The organism is Allosaccharopolyspora coralli (assembly GCF_009664835.1).
Lineage (GTDB): Bacteria > Actinomycetota > Actinomycetes > Mycobacteriales > Pseudonocardiaceae > Allosaccharopolyspora > Allosaccharopolyspora coralli.
Genome location: NZ_CP045929.1, coordinates 2,445,970 through 2,469,296, shown reverse-complemented (window position 1 = coordinate 2,469,296; position 23,327 = coordinate 2,445,970). Strand labels below are relative to the sequence as shown.

Annotated in this window: 21 protein-coding genes; 13 read left to right on the top strand and 8 right to left on the bottom strand. The window is 69.9% G+C overall.

The window, feature by feature from the left end:
* Positions 1 to 54 precede the first annotated feature (54 nt).
* The gene (locus tag GIY23_RS11730) at positions 55 to 1,335 is read right to left on the bottom strand and encodes a phenylacetate--CoA ligase family protein (RefSeq protein WP_154076689.1); all 1,281 of its coding nucleotides are present in this window, start codon (positions 1,333 to 1,335) and stop codon (positions 55 to 57) included.
* A gap of 229 nt (positions 1,336 to 1,564) precedes the next feature.
* Positions 1,565 to 2,818 carry a DUF1015 domain-containing protein gene (locus GIY23_RS11725; protein ID WP_154076688.1) on the bottom strand — a complete coding sequence of 418 codons (1,254 nt, stop codon included), beginning with the start codon at positions 2,816 to 2,818 and terminating at the stop codon, positions 1,565 to 1,567.
* Between the two features lie 164 nt (positions 2,819 to 2,982).
* On the opposite strand from GIY23_RS11725, the gene GIY23_RS11720 reads away from it, so the two are divergent.
* Positions 2,983 to 3,171 (top strand): hypothetical protein, encoded by a 189-nt coding sequence (locus GIY23_RS11720; RefSeq protein WP_154076687.1) that lies wholly within the window; start codon positions 2,983 to 2,985, stop codon positions 3,169 to 3,171.
* A 727-nt stretch (positions 3,172 to 3,898) separates the two neighbouring features.
* Here GIY23_RS11720 and GIY23_RS11715 read toward each other — a convergent pair.
* Entirely contained in the window at positions 3,899 to 4,408 is a 510-nt protein-coding gene (locus GIY23_RS11715; RefSeq protein ID WP_154076686.1) for an Lrp/AsnC family transcriptional regulator, read from the bottom strand.
* 103 nt (positions 4,409 to 4,511) lie between these two features.
* Between GIY23_RS11715 and pdhA the strand changes: the two genes are divergently transcribed.
* The 3 genes from pdhA to GIY23_RS11700 are packed head-to-tail and all read left to right on the top strand — an operon-like array spanning position 4,512 to position 7,986.
* The gene (gene pdhA / locus GIY23_RS11710) at positions 4,512 to 5,633 is read left to right on the top strand and encodes a pyruvate dehydrogenase (acetyl-transferring) E1 component subunit alpha (protein ID WP_154076685.1); all 1,122 of its coding nucleotides are present in this window, start codon (positions 4,512 to 4,514) and stop codon (positions 5,631 to 5,633) included.
* Positions 5,633 to 6,664, top strand: a complete 1,032-nt coding sequence (locus GIY23_RS11705) for an alpha-ketoacid dehydrogenase subunit beta (RefSeq protein ID WP_154076684.1) — start codon at positions 5,633 to 5,635, stop codon at positions 6,662 to 6,664. Before pdhA ends, GIY23_RS11705 begins: the two co-directional genes overlap by 1 nt.
* A complete protein-coding gene (locus tag GIY23_RS11700) occupies positions 6,661 to 7,986 on the top strand; it encodes a dihydrolipoamide acetyltransferase family protein (protein WP_228717237.1) in 1,326 nt (441 codons plus the stop codon). The genes GIY23_RS11705 and GIY23_RS11700 overlap by 4 nt, the downstream gene beginning before the upstream one ends.
* 128 nt (positions 7,987 to 8,114) lie before the next feature.
* On the opposite strand, the gene GIY23_RS11695 is transcribed toward GIY23_RS11700, so the two are convergent.
* The 3 genes from GIY23_RS11695 to GIY23_RS11685 all read right to left on the bottom strand — a co-directional run bounded on the left by GIY23_RS11695 (position 8,115) and on the right by GIY23_RS11685 (position 11,880).
* On the bottom strand, positions 8,115 to 8,417 hold the full coding sequence (locus GIY23_RS11695) for a putative quinol monooxygenase (protein WP_154076683.1): 303 nt from the start codon (positions 8,415 to 8,417) through the stop codon (positions 8,115 to 8,117).
* Positions 8,418 to 8,552: 135 nt separating this feature from the next.
* Positions 8,553 to 10,451, bottom strand: coding sequence for an ABC transporter ATP-binding protein (locus GIY23_RS11690; RefSeq protein ID WP_154076682.1), 1,899 nt, complete (start codon positions 10,449 to 10,451; stop codon positions 8,553 to 8,555).
* A gap of 307 nt (positions 10,452 to 10,758) precedes the next feature.
* Positions 10,759 to 11,880 (bottom strand): amidohydrolase family protein, encoded by a 1,122-nt coding sequence (locus GIY23_RS11685; protein WP_154076681.1) that lies wholly within the window; start codon positions 11,878 to 11,880, stop codon positions 10,759 to 10,761.
* A 93-nt stretch (positions 11,881 to 11,973) separates the two neighbouring features.
* On the opposite strand from GIY23_RS11685, the gene GIY23_RS11680 reads away from it, so the two are divergent.
* Positions 11,974 to 13,368, top strand: a complete 1,395-nt coding sequence (locus GIY23_RS11680) for a glutamine synthetase family protein (RefSeq protein ID WP_154076680.1) — start codon at positions 11,974 to 11,976, stop codon at positions 13,366 to 13,368.
* Positions 13,369 to 13,745: 377 nt separating this feature from the next.
* Positions 13,746 to 14,750, top strand: coding sequence for a hypothetical protein (locus GIY23_RS11675; protein ID WP_154076679.1), 1,005 nt, complete (start codon positions 13,746 to 13,748; stop codon positions 14,748 to 14,750).
* Positions 14,751 to 14,869: 119 nt separating this feature from the next.
* On the opposite strand, the gene GIY23_RS11670 is transcribed toward GIY23_RS11675, so the two are convergent.
* Both GIY23_RS11670 and GIY23_RS11665 read right to left on the bottom strand, forming a co-directional pair.
* On the bottom strand, positions 14,870 to 15,385 hold the full coding sequence (locus GIY23_RS11670; protein WP_154076678.1) for a VOC family protein: 516 nt from the start codon (positions 15,383 to 15,385) through the stop codon (positions 14,870 to 14,872).
* Between the two features lie 239 nt (positions 15,386 to 15,624).
* Positions 15,625 to 16,536: a DUF3048 domain-containing protein gene (locus GIY23_RS11665; protein ID WP_154076677.1), complete on the bottom strand. Its 912-nt coding sequence runs from the start codon at positions 16,534 to 16,536 to the stop codon at positions 15,625 to 15,627.
* Between the two features lie 400 nt (positions 16,537 to 16,936).
* Between GIY23_RS11665 and GIY23_RS23225 the strand changes: the two genes are divergently transcribed.
* The 7 genes from GIY23_RS23225 (at position 16,937) to GIY23_RS11635 (ending at position 23,324) form a co-directional block, all read left to right on the top strand.
* Positions 16,937 to 17,071, top strand: a complete 135-nt coding sequence (locus GIY23_RS23225; protein ID WP_267313221.1) for a hypothetical protein — start codon at positions 16,937 to 16,939, stop codon at positions 17,069 to 17,071.
* A gap of 95 nt (positions 17,072 to 17,166) precedes the next feature.
* On the top strand, positions 17,167 to 18,648 hold the full coding sequence (gene cysC / locus GIY23_RS11660) for an adenylyl-sulfate kinase (RefSeq protein WP_228717236.1): 1,482 nt from the start codon (positions 17,167 to 17,169) through the stop codon (positions 18,646 to 18,648).
* A gap of 101 nt (positions 18,649 to 18,749) precedes the next feature.
* Positions 18,750 to 19,523, top strand: a complete 774-nt coding sequence (locus GIY23_RS11655) for a 3'(2'),5'-bisphosphate nucleotidase CysQ (RefSeq protein ID WP_154076675.1) — start codon at positions 18,750 to 18,752, stop codon at positions 19,521 to 19,523.
* Between the two features lie 48 nt (positions 19,524 to 19,571).
* The gene (locus GIY23_RS11650; RefSeq protein ID WP_154076674.1) at positions 19,572 to 20,240 is read left to right on the top strand and encodes a sulfotransferase family protein; all 669 of its coding nucleotides are present in this window, start codon (positions 19,572 to 19,574) and stop codon (positions 20,238 to 20,240) included.
* Positions 20,241 to 20,272: 32 nt separating this feature from the next.
* Positions 20,273 to 21,790: an arylsulfotransferase family protein gene (locus GIY23_RS11645; RefSeq protein WP_154076673.1), complete on the top strand. Its 1,518-nt coding sequence runs from the start codon at positions 20,273 to 20,275 to the stop codon at positions 21,788 to 21,790.
* 287 nt (positions 21,791 to 22,077) lie between these two features.
* Entirely contained in the window at positions 22,078 to 22,905 is an 828-nt protein-coding gene (locus tag GIY23_RS11640; protein WP_154076672.1) for an enoyl-CoA hydratase family protein, read from the top strand.
* Between the two features lie 2 nt (positions 22,906 to 22,907).
* Positions 22,908 to 23,324: a RidA family protein gene (locus GIY23_RS11635; RefSeq protein ID WP_228717235.1), complete on the top strand. Its 417-nt coding sequence runs from the start codon at positions 22,908 to 22,910 to the stop codon at positions 23,322 to 23,324.
* Positions 23,325 to 23,327 lie beyond the last annotated feature (3 nt).

Below are 23,327 nucleotides of genomic sequence, written 5' to 3'. Positions count from 1 at the left end.
TCGGGGTGAGGTTCCGCTACGGAATCACCAAACGCAGATCAATCAGCGCCCCTCCTAGTCCGCCCGCTCGTCGACGAGCCGAACGAGCTTGCCCGAGCGGGCATTGACGGCGAGGTCCGCAACCTCGACGTCCTCGACCCGCAACGGATGCACCAGTCCACGCTGCACGTGGTGGGCGAACATCGGACGAATCGTGTCCACTCCGGACCGCACGCGCTCGGCGAAAACCTCCCTGTCGCCGAGCTCGCCGGCCACGCGCAGCACGAGTTCGTCCTTGCCGGCGTGGCGCCGCAGCACGACCTGCACTCCAGTCACCAGCCGCCCGGCGCAGGCCTGTTCGACGACGCCGCGCAGGTCGTCCAGATAGACGGTCACGGGCCCCACGCGAGCGCCCTCGTCCGAGCGGCCGAGCAACCGGAACGCGCCCTGCTCCGAATCGACCCACTCCGCGAGATCTCCGGTGGGGTAGCGGACGACCGGCTGCAGCCTGCGACGCAGGTCCGTGAGGACGATGCGGCCCGCACGACCCGGTTTGGTCACCGGCGCCCCGGTTTCGGGACAGAGGATCTCCAGCACACGCCCGGGAAAGACGCGGTGCAGCCGGGTGTCGTCGCTGTCTGCGACGGGGGAGCCGACGATGCCGCCGTCGACCGAGGCGTACCCGAGTGAACGCAAGCGCGCGTTCGGGAACGCCGACGAGATGAGCCGCCGCTGGTCACCGTAGAAGGCTTCCCCGCTGAACAACAGCAACCGCACGTCCGGCAGCGACCCGACGGACTCCCGTACGTGGTGTGCCAGCTGGCACAGCGAGGTCGGCAGACCAGCCAGGACCGTCGCCGAGAAGTCCCGCACCGCTGAGAGCACGAAGTCGGCCGATGCCGCGCCGCCGACGGCGAGTTGCACCGTGTCGACAGGGGCCTGCTGCAAGGTGTTCAGCGTGAACACGAAACTCGAGTACAGCTCGCCCGCGTAGAACAGGTTCGCGACGCGGTCCCCGTCGACGACGCCGGCTGCAGGCAGCCCGGTCGCGAAGGTGGTGCTCATCTCTCGCCATTCGTCGCGGGTGTAGAAGGACACTTTCGGTGCGGCGGTGGTGCCACCGGACTTGAACACGACGCCGTCGTTGTGCGCGCCGGTCAGTAGTGCGTTGTCCTGCACCGTGTTCGCCTGCCAGTACTCGGAGTGCGGGACGACCGGCAGGTCCGTCAGCTTCGCGTGGTCCGGGACTGCGGCGTACAGGCGCCGGTAGAACGGGGAATGCGCGCGGACGTAGCGGACGAGCTCGCCGACCTGCGAGTGGGTGTCGGGTTGGGATGCCGTGTCGAGTCCGGTCACCGCGGAGGAACCTCCCTTGTGGAGAGTAGGACGTCGCACGATATCCCGGAACACCACCGCAACTCCCTCGTAGCACGGGGATTGTGGCTACGGACACGAACTGTCGAGTGAGTTCCGGGGAAACTGGGAACGAACGGGACCTGCTTCGCGGCACGTGTCAACGGTTCCGCCACGCCACTACCAACACAGGTCGCCGTGCGTTCCGCGGCACGGCGCGAGATCGCCGTCGTCACCGCTCGATGGTGCGCAGCAGCATCGCCGGGTGCGGCTTCGGTCCGAACGCGGCCGTCCGATGCGGCAGTTGCAGTCCCGCCGAGGAGGCGCGGTGGATCTCGGTTTGCCCCGGTGCGGCGAGCAGCACCGCCACACCGCCCTGTTCACGCACCTGTCGCACGGCCCGCGTGGCGCTCGGCTCGTAGTCGACCTCGGCGTCGTCGACGTCCCAGAGGCTGCGCATCACGGCGTTGTCCAGAATCGTCGCGTGCATCGACCGCAGCGGTCCGGCGACGTGCCCGAGCGCGGCCTCGCGCAACGCCGGGTCCGGCTCGGTCAGCAGGAACACCTCGCGCGGGGTGACGACGAGGTAGGCCGGACCGTACGGGACGGACTCGTGCAACGCACGGACCCAGTGCGTGATCGGGCCGGTGAGTTGGGCGACGTGGAACCACCGCGCCGCCCGGGACAACGCCGTACGCGAGTCGACGTAGGGCAGCACTCGGTGCACGGGACCGAGTGTGAGCGGGCTCTGCCGCACGTCGACCAACAGCGCCGAGACGGAGTCCCACGGCCCCGGGCCGTACCCGGCGGCGTAGAGCTCTCGCCGGTATTGGCGTGCGGCGAGTCGCCGATGGTGGCCGTCGGCGAGGAAGGCGCTCAGCGAGCGCAGTTCGGACGCGATCTCGAGCTGGGCGGCGCGGTCGTCGAGCCGCCACAGGCCGTGCCGCTGCCCGTCCGAGGCGAGCACGTCGACGATCGGCCGTTGTTCCCGCACCACCGCGCTGAGTGTGACAGTGGTGCGGCGTCCACCGGAGTAGCCGAGCAGGAGTGGATCGAGGTTGCACCGGCCGATCCGCATCAGGTTGGTGATGCCTTCGACCCGTTCGGGGCGGACGGTCTCGTGCGGGAGGATGCGGCTGTCGAGGTGCGCGGCCGTGAGCAGTCCCCGTTGCGCACCGCGCGGACCGGTCTGCTGGTAGACGTACATCGCGGGCTCGCGATCCGGGACGAGCGTGCCGCTGCGTTGCCATGCGCGCAGGACGTTCGCGGTCTCAGCGGCGCTGTTCTCGCCCGGCGCGGCGTGCTGGTTCCAGGGTGTCGCGTAGCGCGCGGTGAGGTCCTGGACGCGGTTCGGGGCGATGTGCCAGCCGCGGAAGGACTGGATCTCGACACCTGCGTGGCCGAGCTGCTCCGGCGACGTGCGCGCCCTGGGCAGGTCGCCGACCGCGTCGGCGACCCTCTTGCGGCGGCGGAGCGTGAACCTCATCGCGGCGTTCTCCCGTGCAGGGCGGAGGCGGGTCGCGCGCCGGGCGCGGGATGGGTCCGGGCACCGGCCGCGGGTCGACCCTAGATCGCGACGGAACCGCAGTCGTCGTGGGGCCTACCGTGGCCGGTATGGTGGCCGGGTAGGACGCGAGGGGAGGCCGCCGGATGGACGCGAGCAGGCTGACGTTCCTGTTGATCAGGACGGCTGCGGTGTTCGCCGTCGCGGTGGTCTTCGCGGTGCTCACCGGCTGGTCGACGTTGACGACCACGGCTGTGGTGCTCACCGGTGCCGCAACGGTCGTGCAACTGGGCGGGGTGCTGTACTTGCGTCAGCAGGAGCGCCAGACCTGGTGAACTCCGGCCCGGACGAGCGGCGAGCCCGCGTCGCCGGGCGCTGCGCCGCCGGAAGAGTGCACTGGGGAACTGGCATGTGTGCCCGTAGGGCACGCGGTACCCCCCAAGTTCCACAAGGCCCTCCAAGAGGGGAGGGCCCCCGCCCACACGAGGGGGGTGGGCGGAGGCGGCGGGACACGGTGCACAGGCCTGGACTGCCCCTGCCTTCGATGCCCGTTTCCCGCTGCCATGATTGCGCAGCACACCGCCGCCGAGAAGCACCTGCACCACGCCTGTTCCGGTCGGTGCGCGGTGGCACCACGGCTGGCGGCCCTTTGTCGCTGCGTAGCAAGGTCCTGCAACTCCTTCGAGTGGACTTCGCCCGTGGACCGGGCCGGCTCGGCCAGACTCGCTGTGAGAGCCGACCGCCGGACACCGGTTGTGACGTCGGTGGACGTGCGATGCCCCCGCCGTCCTCCGATGCCGGACGCGGCCCGCGAGGGGAGTCACGTCCGGCCCGGTGGAGGAGGGTCCGTTCGCGCCGTGCCGCCGGGACCCTCCTCCACACCCGGGACAGCTCGGGTTGTGCTGTGATCGGAATGGGCGGTTCGGTGGCGCCGCCCCAGTTCGCGTCTCGCGGCGTTGGGGTCCTCTCGAGCACCACGCCGTACGCGGCGACAACCCCAGCCTTGCCCGGCACGGACTCCGAACGCCGAGCCCCGCACCCGGCCAGTTCCCAAATGCGCTCTCAGTGCAGGGGCGGGTGCGTCATGTCGAACTCGTCGAAGATCAGCCAGGTGCGGCTGGCGGTGACACCGGGCAGCGACTGGATGTCGTGGAAGACGAGGTCGCGCAGTGACGCGTTGTCCTCGGTCCGGACCAGCACGAGGACGTCGAACTCGCCGGAGATCAGCGTGACGTGCTCGACGTGGCGCATGGCCGCGAGTCGGGCCGATACCTCCCGCCACGCGTTCTGCTCGATGGAGAGCCCGACGAAGGCCGAGGTGCCGAGTCCGGCCGCGGCGGGGTCGATGCGGGCACTGAACCCGGCGACGACACCGTCCTGGACGAGCCGTTCGACCCGGGCGTGGACGCTGCTGCGGGAGAGGTTGAGCCTGCCTGCGAGGGCGCGGACCGACTGACGTCCGTCCCGGGTGAGTTCCTCGATGATCGTGTTGTCGAGCTCGTCACGTCCGGGTGCCGGACGTCCGGCGCGGTCCTGGCCGGAACCGCCTCGGCCGGACGAACGGATCGCCATGAGTCCTCCTGGAAGCCATGTGTCGCGCTCTTTCGGGTCTGTCTTGTGCGAAGTGTAGGCGGCTCGGACCATCGGAGGTCACACGTCTGTCGGAGGTGCGTTCATGTCGACCCAGGTGTCCGCGGCCGCGGTGGCGGATCGGTTGCTCCCCTCGGCGTCCCCCGTGCGGTTGCTGGACGACGCGACGCCCGCGGGCTACGCGCGGGACTACGCGATGCCGTCGGAGCAGCGGCTGCGAAGTGCGTATCGGGCGATGGTGATCGGACGACGGTTCGACACCCAGGCCACGGCGCTGACGAAGCAGGGCAAGCTCGCGGTCTATCCGTCCTCGCGTGGTCAGGAGGCGTGCCAGATCGCCGCCGCCGCGAGCCTGCGGGACGACGACTGGCTGTTCCCGACCTACCGCGACACGATGTCGCTCGTCTCGCGAGGTCTGGATCCGATCGAGGTACTGACGTTGCTCCGCGGGACCTGGCACTGCGGATACGACTCACAGGCGACGAAGACCGCTCCGCAGTGCACCCCGCTGGCGACCCAGTCGTTGCACGCCGTCGGACTCGCACACGGGCAGGCCCGCAAGGGACGGGACTCGGTCGCGTTGGCGATGCTCGGGGACGGTGCGACGAGCGAGGGCGACTTCCACGAGGCGCTGAACTTCGCCGCGGTCTTCCGGGCGCCGGTCGTGTTCCTGGTGCAGAACAACGGGTGGGCGATCAGCGTGCCGCTGGCCAAGCAGAGCGCAGCGCCGACCCTCGCGCACAAGGGCGTCGGCTACGGCGTGCCTGCCGAACAGGTCGACGGCAACGACGTCGCGGCGATGACGTCAGTGCTGGACACCGCAGTCGAACATGCCCGGTCCGGTGGCGGTCCGTTCCTGATCGAGGCGCACACCTACCGGCTGGAGGCGCACACCAACGCCGACGACGCCACCCGGTACCGAGAGGACACCGAGGTCGAGCAGTGGCGAGGACGCGACCCGCTGGAGCGTGCCGAACGCTACCTCCGAGCGCGGGGGTGTCTCGGCGACGAGGACGTGCGCGGGTTCGCCGAGGAGGCCGAGGAGTTCGCGGGTTCGGTACGGGCGCGGATGCAGCAGGAGCCGGAAGTGGCTCCGCTGGAGATCTTCGAGCACGTGTTCGGTGAGTTGACGCCGCAGCTGCAGGAGCAGCGGGCGCAGGTGGTGGCCGAGCAGGCCGCCGAGGCCATGAGCGAGGAGGACCGCTGATGCCTGCGGTGAGCATGGCGCACGCACTCAACCAGGCGCTGCGCGACGCGATCGGCGCCGACGACGGAGTCGTCGTGTTCGGTGAGGACGTCGGGGAGCTCGGCGGCGTGTTCCGGGTGACCGACGGGCTGGCGAGTTCGTTCGGCGAGGACCGGTGTTTCGACACGCCGCTGGCGGAGGCGGGGATCGTCGGCTTCGCTGTCGGGATGGCGATGGCCGGCTACCGGCCGGTCGTGGAGATGCAGTTCGACGCGTTCTCGTACCCGGCGCTCGAGCAGATCGTCTCGCACGTGGCGAAGACGCGGAACCGCACGCGTGGCGCGGTGACGCTGCCCATGGTCATCCGTATCCCGTTCGCGGGCGGGATCGGCGGCGTGGAGCACCACTGCGACGCGAGTGAGGCGTTCTTCGCGCACACCCCCGGTCTCAAGGTGGTCACACCGTCGAGCGCCTCCGACGCGTACTCCCTGCTGCGCGAGGCGATCGACGACCCCGACCCGGTCGTGTTCCTGGAGCCGAAGAAGCTGTACTGGACCAAGGAGGAGCTCACGCTGCCCGCGAGCACCGAGGGGTTCGGCCGGGCGGTCGTGCGTCGCAGCGGCCGGGACGCGACGTTGCTGGCGTACGGCCCGTCGGTTCCGGTGGCGATGGAGTCCGCCGCTGCCGCCGCGTCGGAAGGCTGGGACGTCGAGGTCGTCGACCTGCGCACCCTCGTGCCGCTCGACGACGAAACGATGACCGCCTCGGTGCGCCGCACGGGTCGTTGCGTGGTGCTGCAGGAAGCGCAGGGGTTCGCCGGAGTCGGCGCCGAGATCGCCTCGCGGGTACAGGAACGGTGTTTTCACTCGCTGCACGCGCCGGTGCTCCGGGTCTCCGGCTTTGACGTGCCCTATCCGCCGCCGAAGGCCGAGCACGTGCACCTGCCGGGCGTGGACCGTGTGCTGGACGCGATCGCTCGGTTGCAATGGGACGACGCGCCGGACACGACGTGGGTCCCTGAGCAGCGCGAACTCGCGGGAGGCAAGGCGTGACCGGGGTGGCGACCGATCAGGTGTTCCTGCTTCCCGACCTGGGAGAGGGATTGACCGAGGCCGAGGTTCTGGTGTGGAAGGTCTCGGTGGGGGACCGGGTCACCGTCGACCAGCACGTCGTCGAGGTGGAGACCGCGAAAGCCGCAGTGGAGGTGCCTTGTCCGTACGCGGGTGAGGTGACCGCGTTGCACGCCGAGGCGGGGACATTGCTGGAGGTCGGCAAGCCGCTGATCACGATCGCGGCGGAGTCGAGCTCGACCCCGGAGCCGAGGAGTTCGCAGCATGGGCAGCATCGTGAGGAAGAGAAGGCGGGCTCCGGCAACGTCCTGATCGGGTACGGCACCGGGCACGGTGGTCCGCGTCGGCGACGGGCGCGGGTGGGTTCCGCACCGACCGCGCAGCCAGTGCCCACGCAGGGGACGGACTCGGCCAGCTACCCCGCTGCGACAACGGCGCCGGCCACCGCCGGGCAGCCGCGCGTGCTCTCGCCGGTGGTGCGCAAGCTCGCGCGGCACCACGACGTCGACCTCGCGACGGTGCGGGCGAGCGGTCCTGGCGGGGTGATCGTGCGTGCGGACGTGGAGCGAGCGATCGCCGAGGCCACGAGCGTGCGGTCCGCAACCGCGAGCACGCCGGGTGAGACCCGCACACCGCTGCGAGGGATGCGCGGCGCCGTCGCCGAGAAGCTCTCGCGCAGCCGCCGCGAGATTCCCGACGCCACCACCTGGGTCGATCTCGACGCGACCGCGCTGCTGGAGGCGCGGACGGCGATGCGTGAGGCCGGTGCCGACGTCGGCCTGCTCGCGTTGTTCGCCCGGATCTGCGTCGCAGGGCTGCGTCGGTTCCCCGAACTGAACTCGACGGTCGACGTCGAGCGTAACGAGATCGTCCGCTACGGGCACGTCAACCTGGGCTTCGCCGCGCAAACCGACCGCGGCCTGCTCGTCCCCGTCATCCGCGACGCCCACGACATGACCACCGAGCAGCTCGCCGTCGCGATCCGCGAACTCACCGACCTCGCCCGCAGCGGGGCCCTGGCTCCGGAGCAGCTCTCCGGTGGCACGTTTACGCTGAACAACTACGGCGTGTTCGGGGTGGACGGGTCGACGCCGATCATCAACCACCCGGAGGCGGCGCTGCTCGGGATCGGTCGCATCGTCGACAAGCCGTGGGCCCACCGCGGCGAACTCGCGCTGCGAAAGGTCACGCAGGCGTCGCTGAGCTTCGACCACCGGGTCTGCGACGGCGGCGTCGCCGGCGGCTTCCTGCGCTACGTCGGCGACTGCATCGAGAATCCGATCACCCTGCTCAGCGGCCTCTGACAGCGCGTTGGGGAACTGGGGTGGGTGGCCCGGTACCGCCCGCCCCCGTTCGGGCCTCGCTGCGTCGGGGTCCTCGTGAGTACCACACGTACGCGGCGAGAGTCCCTGCTGACCCGCAGGCACGGTCGTCATCCCGGCAGCTTGTGGGCGAGGACGTCGAGGTGTTCGATCGTCGGCGGCTCGGCCAGCAGGTCGTCGGTGCGTTCACTGAGTGCTTCCGCGATCGGCCCCGCCAAGTGGGTACGCCGTCCTTCGTCGTCGGGGAAGACGTCGAAGATCCCGAACGTGGACTGGCCGAGCCGGGTGGCGAACCAGGCGACCGTGTCGGGTTCCTCCTCGGCCAGCGGCAGCGCGTCCCGCAGGAAACTCTCCACCTCCGATTCCATCCCCGGCTTGGCTTCCACCCGCACCATCAGGCCCACGGTGACCATCGACGCTCCCTCCTCGCACGAGTGTCGTCGTTCCACTGTGCGGGGCGTCGGCGCCACACGCGAGCGCCGGATCCGGTGACTCGTTCATCGGCTAGCGGCTGCCACGCGACCATCCACGCAGATCGCACACCCGAGTCAGCGTGTGGCGAGCTGACCGTCGCCGGGCGTCTCCGGCTGCCAGGCGAACTGGGTGCGGTACAGCTCGGCGTACACCCCGTCGCGCAGCAGCAGCTCCTGATGCGTGCCCTGCTCTGCGATCCCGCCACCGGAGACCACGAGGATGCGGTCGGCTTCGCGAATCGTGGACAACCGGTGCGCGATGACCAGGGATGTCCTTCCGGACAACGCGGTGCGCAGCGCCCGCTGCACGGCGACCTCGGACTCCGAGTCCAGGTGCGCGGTGGCCTCGTCGAGCACCACGATCGGCGGTGCCTTCAACAACAGCCGTGCGATCGCGAGCCGCTGCTTCTCGCCGCCGGAGAGTCGGTAGCCGCGGTCGCCGACCACGGTGCCGAGGCCGTCGGGCAGCTCGTCGAGCAGGTGGCCGAGCTGGGCGGTCCGCAGCGCCTCCACGAGGTCGGCGTCGGTGGCCTCCGGCCTGGCGTAGCGGAGGTTGTCGCGGATCGAGTCGTGGAACAGGTGCGGCTCCTGGGTGACGACCCCGACGTGGTCGTAGAGCGAGGTGAGCCGGACGTCGCGGACATCTTCGCCGCCGATGCGGACGGTGCCCGACGTGGCGTCGTAGAGCCGCCCGGCGAGATGGGTGATCGTGGTCTTGCCCGCACCCGACGGGCCGACCAGTGCGATCATCTCACCGCGCCCGGCGGTGAAGGAGACGTCGTGCAACACCGGGTTCGGCGGGGTGTTCTCGCTGCGCGCGACCGATTCCAGCGACGCGAGCGAGATCTCGTCGGAGCCCGGGTACTGGAACGACACCGAGTCGAACTCGACGGTCGCGGTGTCGGCGGGCAGATCCTTGGCGTCCGGGGCGTCCCGCACCTGCGGCTCGAGGTCGAGCACCTCGAACACCCGGTCGAAGCTGACCAGCGCGGTCATGATGTCGACGTGCACGTTCGACAGGGCCGTCAGCGGGCCGTAGAGCCTGCTCAGCAGCGCGGCGAGTGCGACCAGCGTGCCTAGTTCGAAGGCGTCGGAGATGACGAGCACGCCGCCGAGCCCGTACACCACGGCCGTGGCCAGGGCGGCCAGCAGCGTCAGGGCCACCGTGAACACGCGCGTGTACATGGCCGAGATGACGCCGAGGTCGCGCACCCGCGAGGCGCGCCGCGAGAAGCCGTCGCGCTCGTCGTCGGCCCGGCCGTAGAGCTTGGTGAGCATCGCCCCGGCGACGCCGAACCGCTCGGTCATGAGCGAGCTCATCTCGGCGTCGGTGCGCATCTGCTCGCGGGTCACGCGCTGCAACCGCGAGCCGACCCACCGCACCGGCAGCAGGAACAACGGCAGCAGCGCCAGCGCGATGAGCGTGATCTGCCAGGACAGGGCGAACATCGCGCCGAGCACCAGCACGAGGCTGAGCACGTTCGACACGACCGAGGACAGCGTGCTCGTCAGGGCCCGTTGCGCGCCGATGACGTCGGTGTTGAGCCTGCTCACCAACGAGCCGGTCTGGGCCCGCACGAAGAACGCCACCGGCATCCGCTGGACGTGCGCGAACACCTCGCGCCGCAGGTCGTAGATGAGACCCTCGCCGAGTTTCGCCGAGTACCAGCGCTGCATCAGGGAGAAGACGGCCTCGAGCACCGCGACGGCGGCGACGGCTCCCGCCAGCCATCCCACGACCGCCATGTCACGCGGCACGATGCCGTTGTCGATGATCGCCTTGAACAGCAACGGCGTGACGATCCCGAGTACCGCCGCGACCGCCACCAGCACGAGGAACGGCACGATGTCGGCCACGTACGGGCGGGCGTAGCCGACGATGCGCCTGCCGAGACCGGGAGCCAGCTTCTGCCGGGTCACCGAACTGTCGCTGGCGAAGGACTGCATGGTCTGCCAACTGACGTTGGGAGTCATGGCGTGCTCTCGTTTCCTCGTCTCGTGCGGACCGGCCCAGTGTGGAACTTCGAGCTAGGTCGAGGTCAACACGGCCGGGTCCCTGCACGGTCCCGGCCTCGGAGGGCATTGTGGATCTTGGGTAGGTGGTCCGGTTCCGTCGCCACAGTTCGCGGCTCGCTGCGTCCTGTTGAGTACCACGCGTACGCGGCGAGGACCCCTGCCTTGCGAGGCACGAACTCCGAACGCCGGAGCGGCTCACCGTGCTCCGGCTGGTCACGTGTGAGGCGTGCCCTACGGGCACACATGCCAGTTCCCACATGCTCTCTCAGTCCAGGGCGTAGAGCCGCCGGGCGGTGCCGCCGGTGATGTCCTCGCGGATCCGTGCCGCGTCGCCGACAGTCCAGTCGTTCTCCGCGACGCCGGCGTCGAGGAACCTGTCCAACGCCCGTAGGAACGTCGTGCTGCCGAGCAGGTACAGCTCGGCCAGCCCGAACGCGTCGGTGGCGAACAGGAGCTTACCGAACGGGGCGAGTTCCGTCGTCTCGGCCAGTACCGCGCCCGCGCGGCTGCCCACATGGTGGGCGGCGAGGCCGATGTCGACGAACACGTGCTCGAAAACGTGCGCGAGATACCCCACGTGCCGGTGGTAGGGGTAGTTGTGCAGCAGCACGACCGGCGTGCCTGAGCTTCGCGTGGCGCGCAGGAACTCGGTGAGCAGGAGCGGGTCGCAACGGTGCAGGTCGAGGTCGGTGTCGCCGAGTCCGATGTGGAACTGGATCGGCAACCCCCATTCGACGGCACGCCACAGCAGGAAGCGGTGGATCGCCGGGTGAGCCAACCTGCCGCCGCTGTGCAGCCACGTGTCCGCCGCGGCGCGGACCGCGGCGCGACTCGGCGGTCTGGGGTCGAAGTCGAGGCCGATCCGGTACGCGGCGATCGACTTCACCCCGACGGCGCCGCGCAGTCGCTGCGCCAGCGCGTCCTCGACCTGCTCGGCGAACCGTTCGGCGCTGGTCCCGGAGCGGACGACCTCCTCGGCGACCTGCTCCAGGCGCACCACCTCGTCGGCCCGTTCGCCGGAGAGCGCGGCCAGCTCGGCAGGGGAGGTGATGGTGTCGGGAAGCAGGCCCGTGTCGACGAGGAACCGGGTGATGCCGCTCGCCCGCAGGAACCGTCGGTTGACCTCGTCGGCACCCAACTCGACCCGGCGGTGCAGGTACTCGGCCGGTTCACTGTGCGCCGGCAGGTCCAGTACCGGCGGACACCAGCGCCGAAGCCCCATACCGAGCATCGCGTTCCACGGCGTGGCGCCGTGCAGGCCGGGGCCGTCCCCTTCGCCGAGATGTCGTTCGAACATCGCCGGATCGGGGTTCTCCCGAAGCAGGCCGTGACAGTGGTGGTCCACGAGCGGGGCGGCTGTCGACTCGTCCCGGACACTCGCTGCCATGGCTGTCTCCCGTTGCTGATCTGTGCTGTCGTGTCGTGAAGGCTAGTCTTGATCACATCCGCAAGCCGGGCGACCGAGGAACGGGAGCGAAGTATGGACGAGCGGGAGCGCCGGGAACGCGCCGAACAGGCACGCCGCGCCCAGGCCGGACTGGTGGCGCGAGGCGTGGAGGTCGTGGCAGCGACCTTCGTGGACAACGGAGGGATCACCCGGGTCAAAGCGGTGCCCGTCGCGGCCCTGGAGAACGCGGCGGCCTGGGGCGTCGGGGCCTCGCCGGTGTTCGACTCGTTCCTCTACGATGGATCGCCCGTCACCGGGCCGCACGCGCCCGGTGTCATCGGCGACTTGCGGCTGCATCCCGACCTCGACCGGTTGACGCCGCTGGCGGCACAGCCCGGTTGGGCGTGGGCGCCGGTCGACCGCTACGACCAGGAAGGCGGCGTCCACCCGATCGACCAGCGCAGTGCCGCGCGCGCAGCGGTAGCGGGGCTGGCCGCCGAAGGCCTGGAGATGCGGGCGGCGTTCGAGGTGGAGTGGGTCGTCGGAGCCGACCCCGCTCCGGGCGCCGACCCGGACGCCTTCGTCTCCGCCGCACGCGGTCCGTCGTACGGTCAAGCTCGCCTGGTGGAGCGTTCCGACTACGTGCGTGACGTGGTCTCCGCGCTCACAGCCCAGGACATCGCTGTGGTGCAGGTGCACCCCGAGTACGCGGAGGGACAGTTCGAGGTCTCGGTCGCAGCGACCGATCCCGTCGCGGCGGCCGACGACATGGTCCTGGTGCGCGAGACGATCCGCGCGGTAAGCCTGAGCCACGGTCTGCGGCCGTCGTTCTCGCCGAAGGTCGTCGCCGACGGGGTCGGCAACGGTGGGCACGTTCATTTCAGCGTGTGGCACCGGGAAGGGCAGAACACCTTCGCGGGCGGAGACGGCCCGTGCGGGTTGGACTCGACCGGCGAAGCGTTCAGCGCGGGCGTGCTCGCGCACCTGCCGGGGCTGCTGGTGCTCGGGGCGCCCTCGGTGGCGAGCTACCTGCGGTTGGTGCCGCAGCACTGGGCCGGGGCGTTCGCGGCGTGGGGGCAGGAGAACCGCGAGACGGCGCTGCGTCTCGTGCCCGGCCCGACCGGAAGTCGACATCGCAGTGCGAACATGGAGATCAAGTGCTTCGACCTGGCGGCCAACCCGTATCTGGTGGTGGCGGGCGTGATCTTCGCCGGGCTCGCCGGGCTGGCCGATCGCGCGCGGTTACCCGAACCGGTCGAGGTGGATCCGGCGTCGCTCGAGGAGGACGAACGCGCGCGACGGGGCATCGTACGACTGCCCGAGTCACTGGACGAGGCGTTGGCCGCGTTCGAGGCCGACCCGGTGTTGACCGGCGCGCTGGGCGAGCCGTTGGCCGCGACGATCGGCAACATCCGCCGCGGGGAGATCGCTCGCTTCGCCGGTCGCACTCAGGAAGAGGTCGCCGCCGAACTCCGCTGGGCCTACTGACACTCCGAATCCGCAGTGGACACCCACGACCACCGGCGAGGCGAACGGCACTTTCACCCCGTCTCGTGAGGCGAACGGCACTTTCGCCTCGCCTCGTGGGGCGAACGGCACTTTCGCCTCGTTTCGTGGGGTGAACGGCACTTTCGCCTCGTGTCGTGGGGTGAACGGCACTTTCGCCTCGTCTCGTGGGGTGAACGTGCCGTTCGCACCACGCGGTTCGGGTGTGGGGTGTGAGGTGAACGGCACTTTCGCCTCGTGTGGTGGGGCGAGAGTGCCGTTCACCTCTTGAGGCATCGCGGGGGAGGGTGCGGTTCGATGGCCGCATCGGGCGGTCTGTCAGGCTGCTGTGTCCGGCGACGGACACGGAGGTGGCGGGCATGACCGGGGAACTGACACCGCGGCAGCGCGCGGCGGTGCGGGGGCTGGTGGAACGCGGAGTGCTGTCGCCGGACCAGGCTGACGTCGTCCTCACCGAGCTCGCCGCGGCGAGCGTGCCGAGCGCGTCCGGCACGGCGAACTCACCGGGACAGCGCCGCGGCGGCTTGTGGGAAGTGTTGGGATACGCCGGTGCCGCTCTCGTGTTCGGTGGCGCCGCCCTGCTGTTGCACATGTCCTGGGAGGACCTCGGTCAGGTGGCGCGGGTGTCGATCCTGCTCGCCCTGGCCGCGCTCGTGACGGCGGCAGGCGTGCTCGTCGCGGGCGGTCCGAGCCGGGTCCGGTCGCTGCGGCCCGCATCCACGCCCCGCAGGCGGATCGTGGCGGCGTTGTTCGTGCTGGCTGCGCCGCTGGTCGCGATGGCGGTATCCACCGGGTCGCAGAACGAGTGGGCGGTGCCGACCGCGACGGCGGGTCTCGTCGTGGCCGTCGTCGGCTATCTGGCCCTGCCGTCCGTTCCCGGGATGCTGGCGATGGGTGCCTTCAGCGTCGGCGTGGTGTATGCGGCGACCGGCGACTGGTGGCCCGGCGCGACCATGCTGACGGCGGCGCTTCTGGTCGCACTGGGCGGGGTGTGGATCGCGTTGTCCCTGGCGGAGTGGCTGGCTGAACGCACCGTGGGTCTCACCGGCGGTGCGTTCATCGCGCTTCTCGGGGCACAGTGGGCCCTGGGACTGGACTCGACGGCGTGGGGCTACGGCGCGACGCTGGCGCTGGCCGTCGTGTTCTTCGGCTTGTACGTGCGGTGGCAGGATCTTCCGCTGCTGGTGGCCGGGATCGTGGGTGTGACCGTCTCGGTGCCGGAGGCGGTCTGGGACCTCACCGGCGGGGCGCTCGGCGGTCCGTTGGTCGTGCTGCTGGCCGGAGTGGCGTTGCTCGGTGCCGGTGTCTTCGGCCTGCGCCTGCGCAAGAGGACCGGACCACACGGTGCTTCCGGCGACGCCTGACTCGGCCGGAATCGGCAGTGGTGCCGACCGGTTCTGTCTGCCCCCAACGCAGCGAGGCGCGAACTGGCGCGGCGGTACCGGGCCACCTCCCCAAGTTCCACGACGCCCCCTAGGACGCGCTACGCCGGGCCAGTGTGGCCGCCGATGGTGTCGGCACCATAGCGCTCCTTCTCACGCCCGAGATCGAGCGCGACGATCGTCTTCCTGGCCTCGAGGGTCTCCTGGTCGAGCCGGTCATACGGTACGAGCCACGCGATCTCGAACTCGAGGCCGTCGGGGTCCTTGCCGTAGAGGCTTTTGGTGGTGCCGTGGTCGCTGGTGCCGACCAACGCCCCGGCCGTGTCGAGCGTGGTGCGCAGACGTTCGAGTTCGGTCAGCGTGTCCACCTCCCAAGCGAGGTGGTAGAGGCCGACCGTGCTCCTGCCTGCCTCCGACGGCCCCGCCGAGCCGCCCACTTCGAACAGGCCGAGGTCGTGGTCGTTGTCCGAGTCCGGAGCCCGCAGGAACGCCGCACCCGAGAAGCCTTCGGGGGTCATGTCGACCGGTGTGAACCCGAGGACCTCGCGATAGAACGTGGTGCTGCGTGCGAGGTCGGCCACGAACAGCACGGCATGGTTCAGGCGGGTGATGGCCATCGGGACCTCCGCTTCCGGGGTGGGAAGGAGGCAGACGCTACTGCGGGTGGGGCGGCCCGGCAATCGCGCGGCGCTCAGCGGGTATCAGGGAACTTGGGTAGGTGGTCCAGTACCGGCGTCCGGTTCGTACCTCGCGGCGTTGGGGCCCTCGTGAGTACCGGGTGTACACGGCGATAACCCCCGCCTTGCGAGGCACGAACTCCGACTACGGACACAAATGCCCGTTTCCGGACGCCCTCTCACGCCCCGACGAGCACGATCCAGACCTGCCCGTCGGCGAAGGGGAGCGGCTGTCCGTCTGGCCCCGTGAAGCGTGTCGGGTCCTGCGGGGACGGTCGGGACCACCGGCCCTCGTAGGCCTTGCCGTCCCGGAACATCGTGGCTGCGCCCTCACCGGTACTGGCGGCGACCGGGGACACGGTTCCTGCCGTGTCGCTGATGCCCGACATCGTGATCGGCACTTCCTGGAAGACGACGGTGGGGCCGCCGAGCGGCGTCCCCGCGGCGCTGTTCACCGGACGACCGTCCATCGACAGTACCCACCTGCCGTCCGGTTCGGACCAGTCGAAGGTGATGCGCGCGGCTTCGTAGGAGGTTTCCTGCGAGGGCGCGGGTGTTCCGTCTTCAGGAGCCGGACCCCTCGGGAAGCGCGCTTGCTCCGGCCACGGTGCACCGCGCGGCAGAGCTTCCGGGCGGACGAACAGGTTGTACGGGATCTTCCGGGCGTCGTCACGCGTGAAGCCCTCCGGCGCGATCTTGTCCGTGACGGGCTCGATCGGGGCTTGTGTGATGGCTTCGACCAGCTCCGGCGCCGCGCCCGAGTAGGCGAGCGTGGGGCGTCCGAACTGGGGCAGGAGTTCCAGATCGGTCTCACGGGCGCTGCGAACGGGTCCGACCCGGGGCGGCAATCGGGACTCGTAGAGCGCGAGCATCCGGCTCAGACCGCCTTCGACCGGTTCGATGTAGACGACGTCGGCGGCTTCGACCCCGACTGGTGGTCGACCGGGAACGGTGTTGTCCACTTTGATCGCCAGGACGCCCTCGGGTGAAGGTGGTGGGGCGGGTTGGGGTGGCGCCGAGGCAGTGCATGCCGACAGCGCGAACAGGGCCACCACTGCGGTGGCGAGGCGGCGCGTACGTCCGGGTTCCATGAGACCTCCCCCGCCCTACCCGAGCACAAGGTTACGCCGGTCGGACACGCGCGCAGGGTCGGCCGTTCGGGTGCTCCCCGACGTGGGCGGAGCCCGGTTCCCGGAGCGAGGCGGTCCGGGCATCTCTCGTTTGCCGGGTTTCCCGTTCTCTCGTGATGGGTGTGTGAACTCGGCCGCTGTAAGGCTGGATCGCGAGGGTGCGAAAAGCGTTCGAGAAGTGTGCAAGGGCCGCGCGCGAATGGATGCGCAAGCGTCAGCGTGAGGCCCTTTCGCATGACTTTCGACGGCGTCTTCGCGTCGCTGCGACAGTGCACGTGAGCCGTTCGGCTCGCGGTGATTCTCGCGGTGTGGTGACAATGGCGTACGAGATCTTCCGGAGCGGTGAAGGGAACGACCGTGAATGACCGTGACGACCCGTCGCCACTTCTTCGCGTTTTCTTCCCGGTTCCCGCGCGCCACATTCCCGACCGCGCTTGACAACCTGATCGAGGCTGGGCACGCTCCACCGCACGATCTCGCCGCATTCTCCGAATGAGGGCGACGAGCCCACACATCGTTCGGTGCATCCCGGTGACTATCGGAGCGGCGTCGTGGCGGGTCCGGATATCCAGCCGGTCGCGAGGAGTGAACGTGAGCGCGGAGACGACGACCACCTCGGCAACCGAGGTGCGGCCACCGATTCGGGTGCTCGACCGCGGAGAACTCGCCGATCTGGAGCTGTTGCTCGACGGGGCGTTCGGCCCGCTGAACGGGTACCTGGGCGCCGAGGACGCGGCGGCGGTGCGTCGCTCGGGACGCCTTCTCGACGGCAGCCCGTGGCCCGTGCCGGTGACCTTGTCGGTGCCTGCGGAGGACGCCGCACACGCCTCGCTCGAGCTGCACGATGCGGAAGGCGCCCCGGTCGGTGTGGTCGAGAACCGGGCGCCGTGGTCGGCGTGGGGCCGCACGTACGTCGCGGGGCCGGTGCGCCCGGCAGGGCCGGACCGAGGGGGCACGCTGCGTGCGCTGCGTCCGTCCGCTGCGGCGTCGCGCCGCCGCCTCACCGGCAGGCCGGTCCTCGGTCTGGTGGTGCGGAGTCCGTTGCATTCCAGACGGATCGCAGAGATCCGCCATGTCGCCGAATCGCTCGGGGCGGCCGTGCTGGTGCTGCCCCGAATGCTCGGTCCCCGCGCGGAGACGCTCGTCGAAGCGGTGCTCGCCGCCGAGCCCGAGTTGCCGTCCGAGACGGTCGTCGTTCCCGTGCCACTGCGGGAGAACTCCTCGCACGCGTGTGACGAGACGCTGTGCGCTCACGTCGCCGCCGCCTACGGTGCGACCCACGTTCTCTCCGGCGGCGAGCTGGAGCAGTCACCGATTCCGGTGGTACACCCGCCGGAACTCGCGCGAGACGCCCGAAACCGATGGCTGCCTGCGGAGACAGTGCCGCCCGAGCAGCGACGCGGCGACCTCACCGACCGCGAGCTCACCGACCTGCTCGACACCGGCGCCTCGTTGCCGAGCTGGTTCACCACACCCGCAGTGGCCGAGCAGCAGGCCAGACTGCATCCCCCCTTGCGCAACCAGGGATTCACGCTGCTGTTCACCGGCTTGTCCGGTGCAGGTAAGTCCACGCTCGCGCGCGGCGTGCGAGACGAGCTCGCCCGGCACGACCGGCGGGCGGTCAGCCTCCTCGACGGGGACGTCGTGCGGCGATTCCTGTGCGAGGGCCTCGGGTTCTCCGCCGAGGACCGCAGCCGCAACGTACGCCGCATCGGGTGGGTCGCCGCCGAAGTGGCGCGGCACGGCGGAGCCGCGATCTGCGCGCCCATCGCCCCGTACGCCGCCGATCGGCAAGCAGTGCGGGAGATGGTCGAGGTCTACGGCGGCTTCGTGCTCGTGCACGTGGCGACCCCGCTGCAGGAGTGCGAACGGCGGGACCGCAAAGGACTCTATCTTCGCGCACGGTGCGGAGACCTGCGGGAGTTCACCGGAGTCACGGCTCCCTACGAGAGCCCGCAGGACGCGGATCTGGTGCTCGACACGTCCGAGACGACATCCGGGCAGGCGGTCGACCGCGTGCTGGACCTGTTGCGCGAGCGCGGGTGGATCGACGCGTGGGGCGATCGCCGATGACTGCACGGGGAATCCCGGTGCCGGCACGACGAGTGCCTTGACCGCACGACGTGAACGCGACCGGCCGGGCGCCGGAGAGCACTGATCGGAGGAACGACCCGATGACCGTCGACGACCATGCGCTCGCCGAGCAACTCGCCGCCACCGCCGGTCGGCGTTTGGTGGAGCTTCGGGAGTCCAGTGGTCACCTCGAACCGCAGCACTTGCGGGAGGAAGGTGACCGTACCGGTCACGAGCTGCTGCTGGCCGAGCTCGCCCGGCGTCGTCCGGACGACGCGGTGTTGTCCGAACACGGCACGGTGGGGTTGTCCGACCAGGACGGGGCGGGAACTGTCGGCCGCTCGCACGGTCGCGTGTGGATCATCGATCCGCTGGACGGCACGCGGGAGTTCGGCGAACCGGGCCGAGACGACTGGGCAGTGCACGTCGCGCTCGCCGAGGGCGAGGACGTGGTCGCCGGGGCCGTCGCACTGCCCGCTCGCGATGTCGTACTCAGCACAGCGAAACCGCCCGTGCGCCTCGATCCCGGCACTCGCCGGCCGCAGCTCGTGGTCAGTCGGAGCCGTCCGCCCGCGTTCCTGACAGCGGTTGCCGACGACATCGGGGCGGACACCGTGCCGATGGGCTCGGCAGGTGCCAAGATCGCGTCCGTGGTGCTGGGTGCGGCGGACGCCTACGTGCATGCCGGTGGCCAGTACGAGTGGGACTCGGCCGCACCGGTCGCCGTGGCGCGCGCGGCGGGCCTGCACACCTCGCGCATCGACGGCGGCGTGCTGCGCTACAACCGGCCCGATCCGTGGTTGCCGGACCTCGTGGTCTGCCGTCCGGACCTGGCCGAAACGTTGCTGCGGCGGCTGACCGAGTTCGCCCCTTAGCGGTGACGCTCCACAGAACGACATGAGCGCGACGAAGGAGACGCGACGATGAAGGTGATCGGTGCCGGCTTCGGCCGAACGGGAACGACCTCGATGAAAGCAGCCCTGGAGCATCTCGGGTACGGCCCGACGTACCACATGTTCGAGGTGATCGCGCAGCCCCACCGTGCATCGCGATGGGCGGACATCCTCGACGGCAACACTCCCGACTGGGAAGGGATTTTCGACGGCTACGAGTCCACCGTGGACTGGCCTGGCTGTACCCACTGGCGGGAGCTCGCCGAGTACTACCCGGACGCGAAGGTGCTGTTGACGGTCCGGGACTCGCAGAAGTGGTACGAGAGCGTGTACAACTCCATCTATCAGGTCGCCGTGCGCGAGAGCGAGTCGCCGGACCCGGAACTGGCCGAGCTGCTGCCGACGATCCGCCGGATGATCTGGGACGCGCCGGGAACGTTCGACGGCCGCTTCGAGGACCGCGACTTCGCGATCTCGGTCTACGAACGACACAACGCCGCCGTGATCGACGGCGTCCCCTCGGACCGCCTTCTCGTGTACCGGGTCGGCGACGGGTGGGAGCCGTTGTGCGATTTCCTGGACGTCGACGTGCCCGACGAGGATTTCCCGCACGTCAACGACTCCGCCTCGCTCGCGGACATCGTGGCGAAGGTGCGTGCCGACGGCCGCGTGCCCGATCCGTTCGCCGTGAACACCTGATCGCCCGCACTCCACCGAAGAGGAGATCGACCATGCCCGGCATGCGTATGAACCGCAGAGGATTCCTCGCCGTCACCGGTGCAGCGGCTGCGGGCACTCTGGTGCCCGGTGCGCTGAGTGGACTCCCCGTACCGGCGGCACAGGCAGCGCCACGCGCCTTCGGCGGCCACAGCTTCGTGACACGCCCTGACCTGCACCCCGCGATGGTGGAGATGCTGGTGCCCGGCGACGGCGCGCTGCCCGGTCACGTGTTCCTCACGCCGATGCCGACCGCATCGATGAACGCGAAGGCCCCGGCGCCGCGCGAGCCGGTGGAGGCCGGACCGTTGATCGTCGACAACAACGGTGCGCCCGTGTGGTTCGCCCCGACACCGCAGGGGCAGGTGGCGACCACCCTTCAGGTGCAGCGGTACCGGGGCGAACCGGTGCTGACCTGGTGGCAGGGCGCGGTCACGGTGCCACCCGGCTACGGCAACGGTGAGTTCGTGCTCGCGAACACGTCGTACGAGACGATCGCGACCGTGCGGATGGGCAACGACCTGCAGGCCGACCTGCACGACATGATCATCACGGCGGGGGACACGGCGCTGCTCATGGCGTACGTGACGATCGACTACGACCTCACACCGGTGGGCGGACCCGCGGACGGCAAGCTGATCGACTGTGTGGTGCAGGAGGTCGACATCGCCACCGGTGAGGTCCTCGCCGAGTGGAGTTGTGCCGAGCACGTCGACATCACCGAGTCCTTCCTGCCGCTGCCGGAGGATCCGGCGGCGCCGTGGGACTACTTCCACATCAACTCGGTTCATCCCGACGGTGCCGGCGCGGTCCTCGTCTCGGCGCGCAACACGCACGCGATCTACCGGATGGACCGTGGTACGGGGGAGGTGTACTGGCGGCTCAACGGGAGTAGCAGCGACTTCGGGATGGGGGCGGGGACGCCGTTCGTGTGGCAGCACGACGCCCGCAGGCTTCCCGACGGGACGATCAGCCTGTACGACAACGCCGGCGCCGGGGGTGGAGACCGTTCCCGAGGCGTGATCCTCGCCGTGGACGAGGATGCCCTGACGGCGGAACTCGTTCGGGAGACCTTCAGCCCCGAAGGCTTGCTCGCACCGAACATGGGCAACAACCACGTGCTCCCGGAAGGTCACTGCGTCATCGGCTGGGGCGGTGTCCCGTTCTACTCGGAGTTCGACGCCGAGGACCGATGTGTGATGCACGGCCGTTTCGACGACGGAGTCGCCTCCTACCGAGCGTTCCGGTTCGCCTGGGACGGTGCGCCTCCGGACACTCCCGCGGCGGCGGGCAGGGTCGCTCCCGAAGAGGTGACCACCGTGTTCGCGAGCTGGAACGGGGCGACCCGCGTGGTGACCTGGCGCGTGCTGGCCGGGCCCAACGAGGACGAGCTCGCACCGGTTCAGGATGCGGCGCGGAACGGTTTCGAGACGCGGGTGGACGTCCAGGGGGTGCACCGCTTCGTCGCGGTCGAGGCGTTGGACGCCGACAGTGCTGTACTGGGCGTGTCACCAGCGGTCGCTGTCGAGTAGCAACGCCCTCGTAGCGGAACCTCAGCGCCCTCCTCGCTGCGACACCTACGCGACGAGAATCGCTGTCCTCGCGAGGAGGGCGCTGAGAACCCGCCGGTGGTCGGGCTGCGTCCGTGGTGATCACTCAGCAGCCCGCTGGGAATCGGGGGACCCGGCTGTGTGGTCGTCGGCGGTCCGATCGGGGTATCTCGGGATCCTGACTGTGGTCACGGCGTCGTGATAACTTCGCGACGTGCGGCCGCGGCGTCCATCGGAGGCGTCGCCTTCGGCGGAGGAGGGATCCTGCGGTGAGTCCGTTTCGTGGGTCGGTGCCGTTCACCGCCGACTGGAAGCACTTCCGGCTCGAACACGAGGACGGCGTCGCGACGCTGACCTTCGACCGGCCGGACAAGCTCAACGCCCTCACCTTCGAGGCGTACGCGGACCTGCGGGACCTCCTGCACGAACTCCCGCACCGGGACGACACCCGGGTGCTGGTGCTGCGTGGAGAGGGGAAGTCGTTCTGCTCCGGTGGCGACGTCAACGAGATCATCGGCGCGACCTTGGCGATGCGGCCGGACCAGCTCACGGATTTCACGCGGATGACCGGCGAGGTCATCCAGGCGATGCGGGAGTGCCCGATCCCGGTCGTGGCGGGGGTCCACGGCACCGCTGCCGGAGCGGGAGCGGTGCTGGCGCTGGCCTCGGACTTCCGGATCGTGACCCGGTCGGCAAAGTTCGCCTTCCTGTTCACCAAGGTCGGCCTCGCCGGTGCGGACATGGGAGCGGCGTACCTGTTGCCCCGGATGGTCGGCTTGGGGCGAGCGACCCAGCTGCTGATGCTGGGGGATTCGTTGTCCGCTGTGGACGCCGAACGCTACGGCCTGGTGAGTGAGCTGGTGGACGACGACGGGCTCGACGCGGCGATCGCGGCGTTGGCGAGCCGCCTCGCCGACGGTCCGGCCCGTGCGTACGCACAGACCAAGGCGTTGCTGACGCGTGAGCTCGACATGGGGCTCAACGCTGCCGTAGAGCTCGACGCCATGACGCAGGCGCTGCTGATGCGGGGCGAGGACTACGCAGAGTTCCATGCCGCTTTCACCGGCCACCGCGCTCCACAGTGGAAAGGACGCTGACCGTGCACCGGATCGTGAACCCGCCGGAGCTGAGCCCGGCGACCGGTTTCGCGCACGCTGTCGTCGCCGCGCACGGGCGCACCGTGTACCTGGGTGGGCAGACCGCGCAACGACCCGACGGTTCGATCGAGGGCACCACGCTCGTCGAACAGTTCGGGGTGGCGTTACGCAACCTGTCGGTCACGTTGACCGCGTGCGGGGCGACGACGGACGACCTCGTGCACCTGGTCGTCTACACCACCGACGCCGAGCAGTACCGGCAGAATCTCCGCGCACTCGGCGCCGAGTATCGCCGGTACCTCGGCAAGCACTATCCGGCGATGGCGCTGTTCGAGGTGGCGGGACTGTTCGACCCGGACGCGCTCGTGGAGCTGGTCGGCACCGCCGTGATCCCGCAGGATCGCGTGTCTGACGCCTGAACT

Coding starts and splice junctions, on each gene's coding strand:
- GIY23_RS11675 (WP_154076679.1), top strand. CDS start 13,746: ATGACCGGGGAACTGACACCGCGGCAGCGCGCGGCGGTGCGGGGGCTG.
- GIY23_RS11655 (WP_154076675.1), top strand. CDS start 18,750: ATGACCGTCGACGACCATGCGCTCGCCGAGCAACTCGCCGCCACCGCC.
- GIY23_RS11705 (WP_154076684.1), top strand. CDS start 5,633: ATGCCTGCGGTGAGCATGGCGCACGCACTCAACCAGGCGCTGCGCGAC.
- GIY23_RS11720 (WP_154076687.1), top strand. CDS start 2,983: ATGGACGCGAGCAGGCTGACGTTCCTGTTGATCAGGACGGCTGCGGTG.
- GIY23_RS11680 (WP_154076680.1), top strand. CDS start 11,974: ATGGACGAGCGGGAGCGCCGGGAACGCGCCGAACAGGCACGCCGCGCC.
- GIY23_RS11665 (WP_154076677.1), bottom strand. CDS start 16,536: ATGGAACCCGGACGTACGCGCCGCCTCGCCACCGCAGTGGTGGCCCTG.
- GIY23_RS11725 (WP_154076688.1), bottom strand. CDS start 2,818: ATGAGGTTCACGCTCCGCCGCCGCAAGAGGGTCGCCGACGCGGTCGGC.
- GIY23_RS23225 (WP_267313221.1), top strand. CDS start 16,937: ATGACCGTGACGACCCGTCGCCACTTCTTCGCGTTTTCTTCCCGGTTC.
- GIY23_RS11690 (WP_154076682.1), bottom strand. CDS start 10,451: ATGACTCCCAACGTCAGTTGGCAGACCATGCAGTCCTTCGCCAGCGAC.
- GIY23_RS11715 (WP_154076686.1), bottom strand. CDS start 4,408: ATGGCGATCCGTTCGTCCGGCCGAGGCGGTTCCGGCCAGGACCGCGCC.
- GIY23_RS11645 (WP_154076673.1), top strand. CDS start 20,273: ATGCCCGGCATGCGTATGAACCGCAGAGGATTCCTCGCCGTCACCGGT.
- GIY23_RS11695 (WP_154076683.1), bottom strand. CDS start 8,417: ATGGTCACCGTGGGCCTGATGGTGCGGGTGGAAGCCAAGCCGGGGATG.
- GIY23_RS11685 (WP_154076681.1), bottom strand. CDS start 11,880: ATGGCAGCGAGTGTCCGGGACGAGTCGACAGCCGCCCCGCTCGTGGAC.
- GIY23_RS11650 (WP_154076674.1), top strand. CDS start 19,572: ATGAAGGTGATCGGTGCCGGCTTCGGCCGAACGGGAACGACCTCGATG.
- pdhA (WP_154076685.1), top strand. CDS start 4,512: ATGTCGACCCAGGTGTCCGCGGCCGCGGTGGCGGATCGGTTGCTCCCC.
- GIY23_RS11670 (WP_154076678.1), bottom strand. CDS start 15,385: ATGGCCATCACCCGCCTGAACCATGCCGTGCTGTTCGTGGCCGACCTC.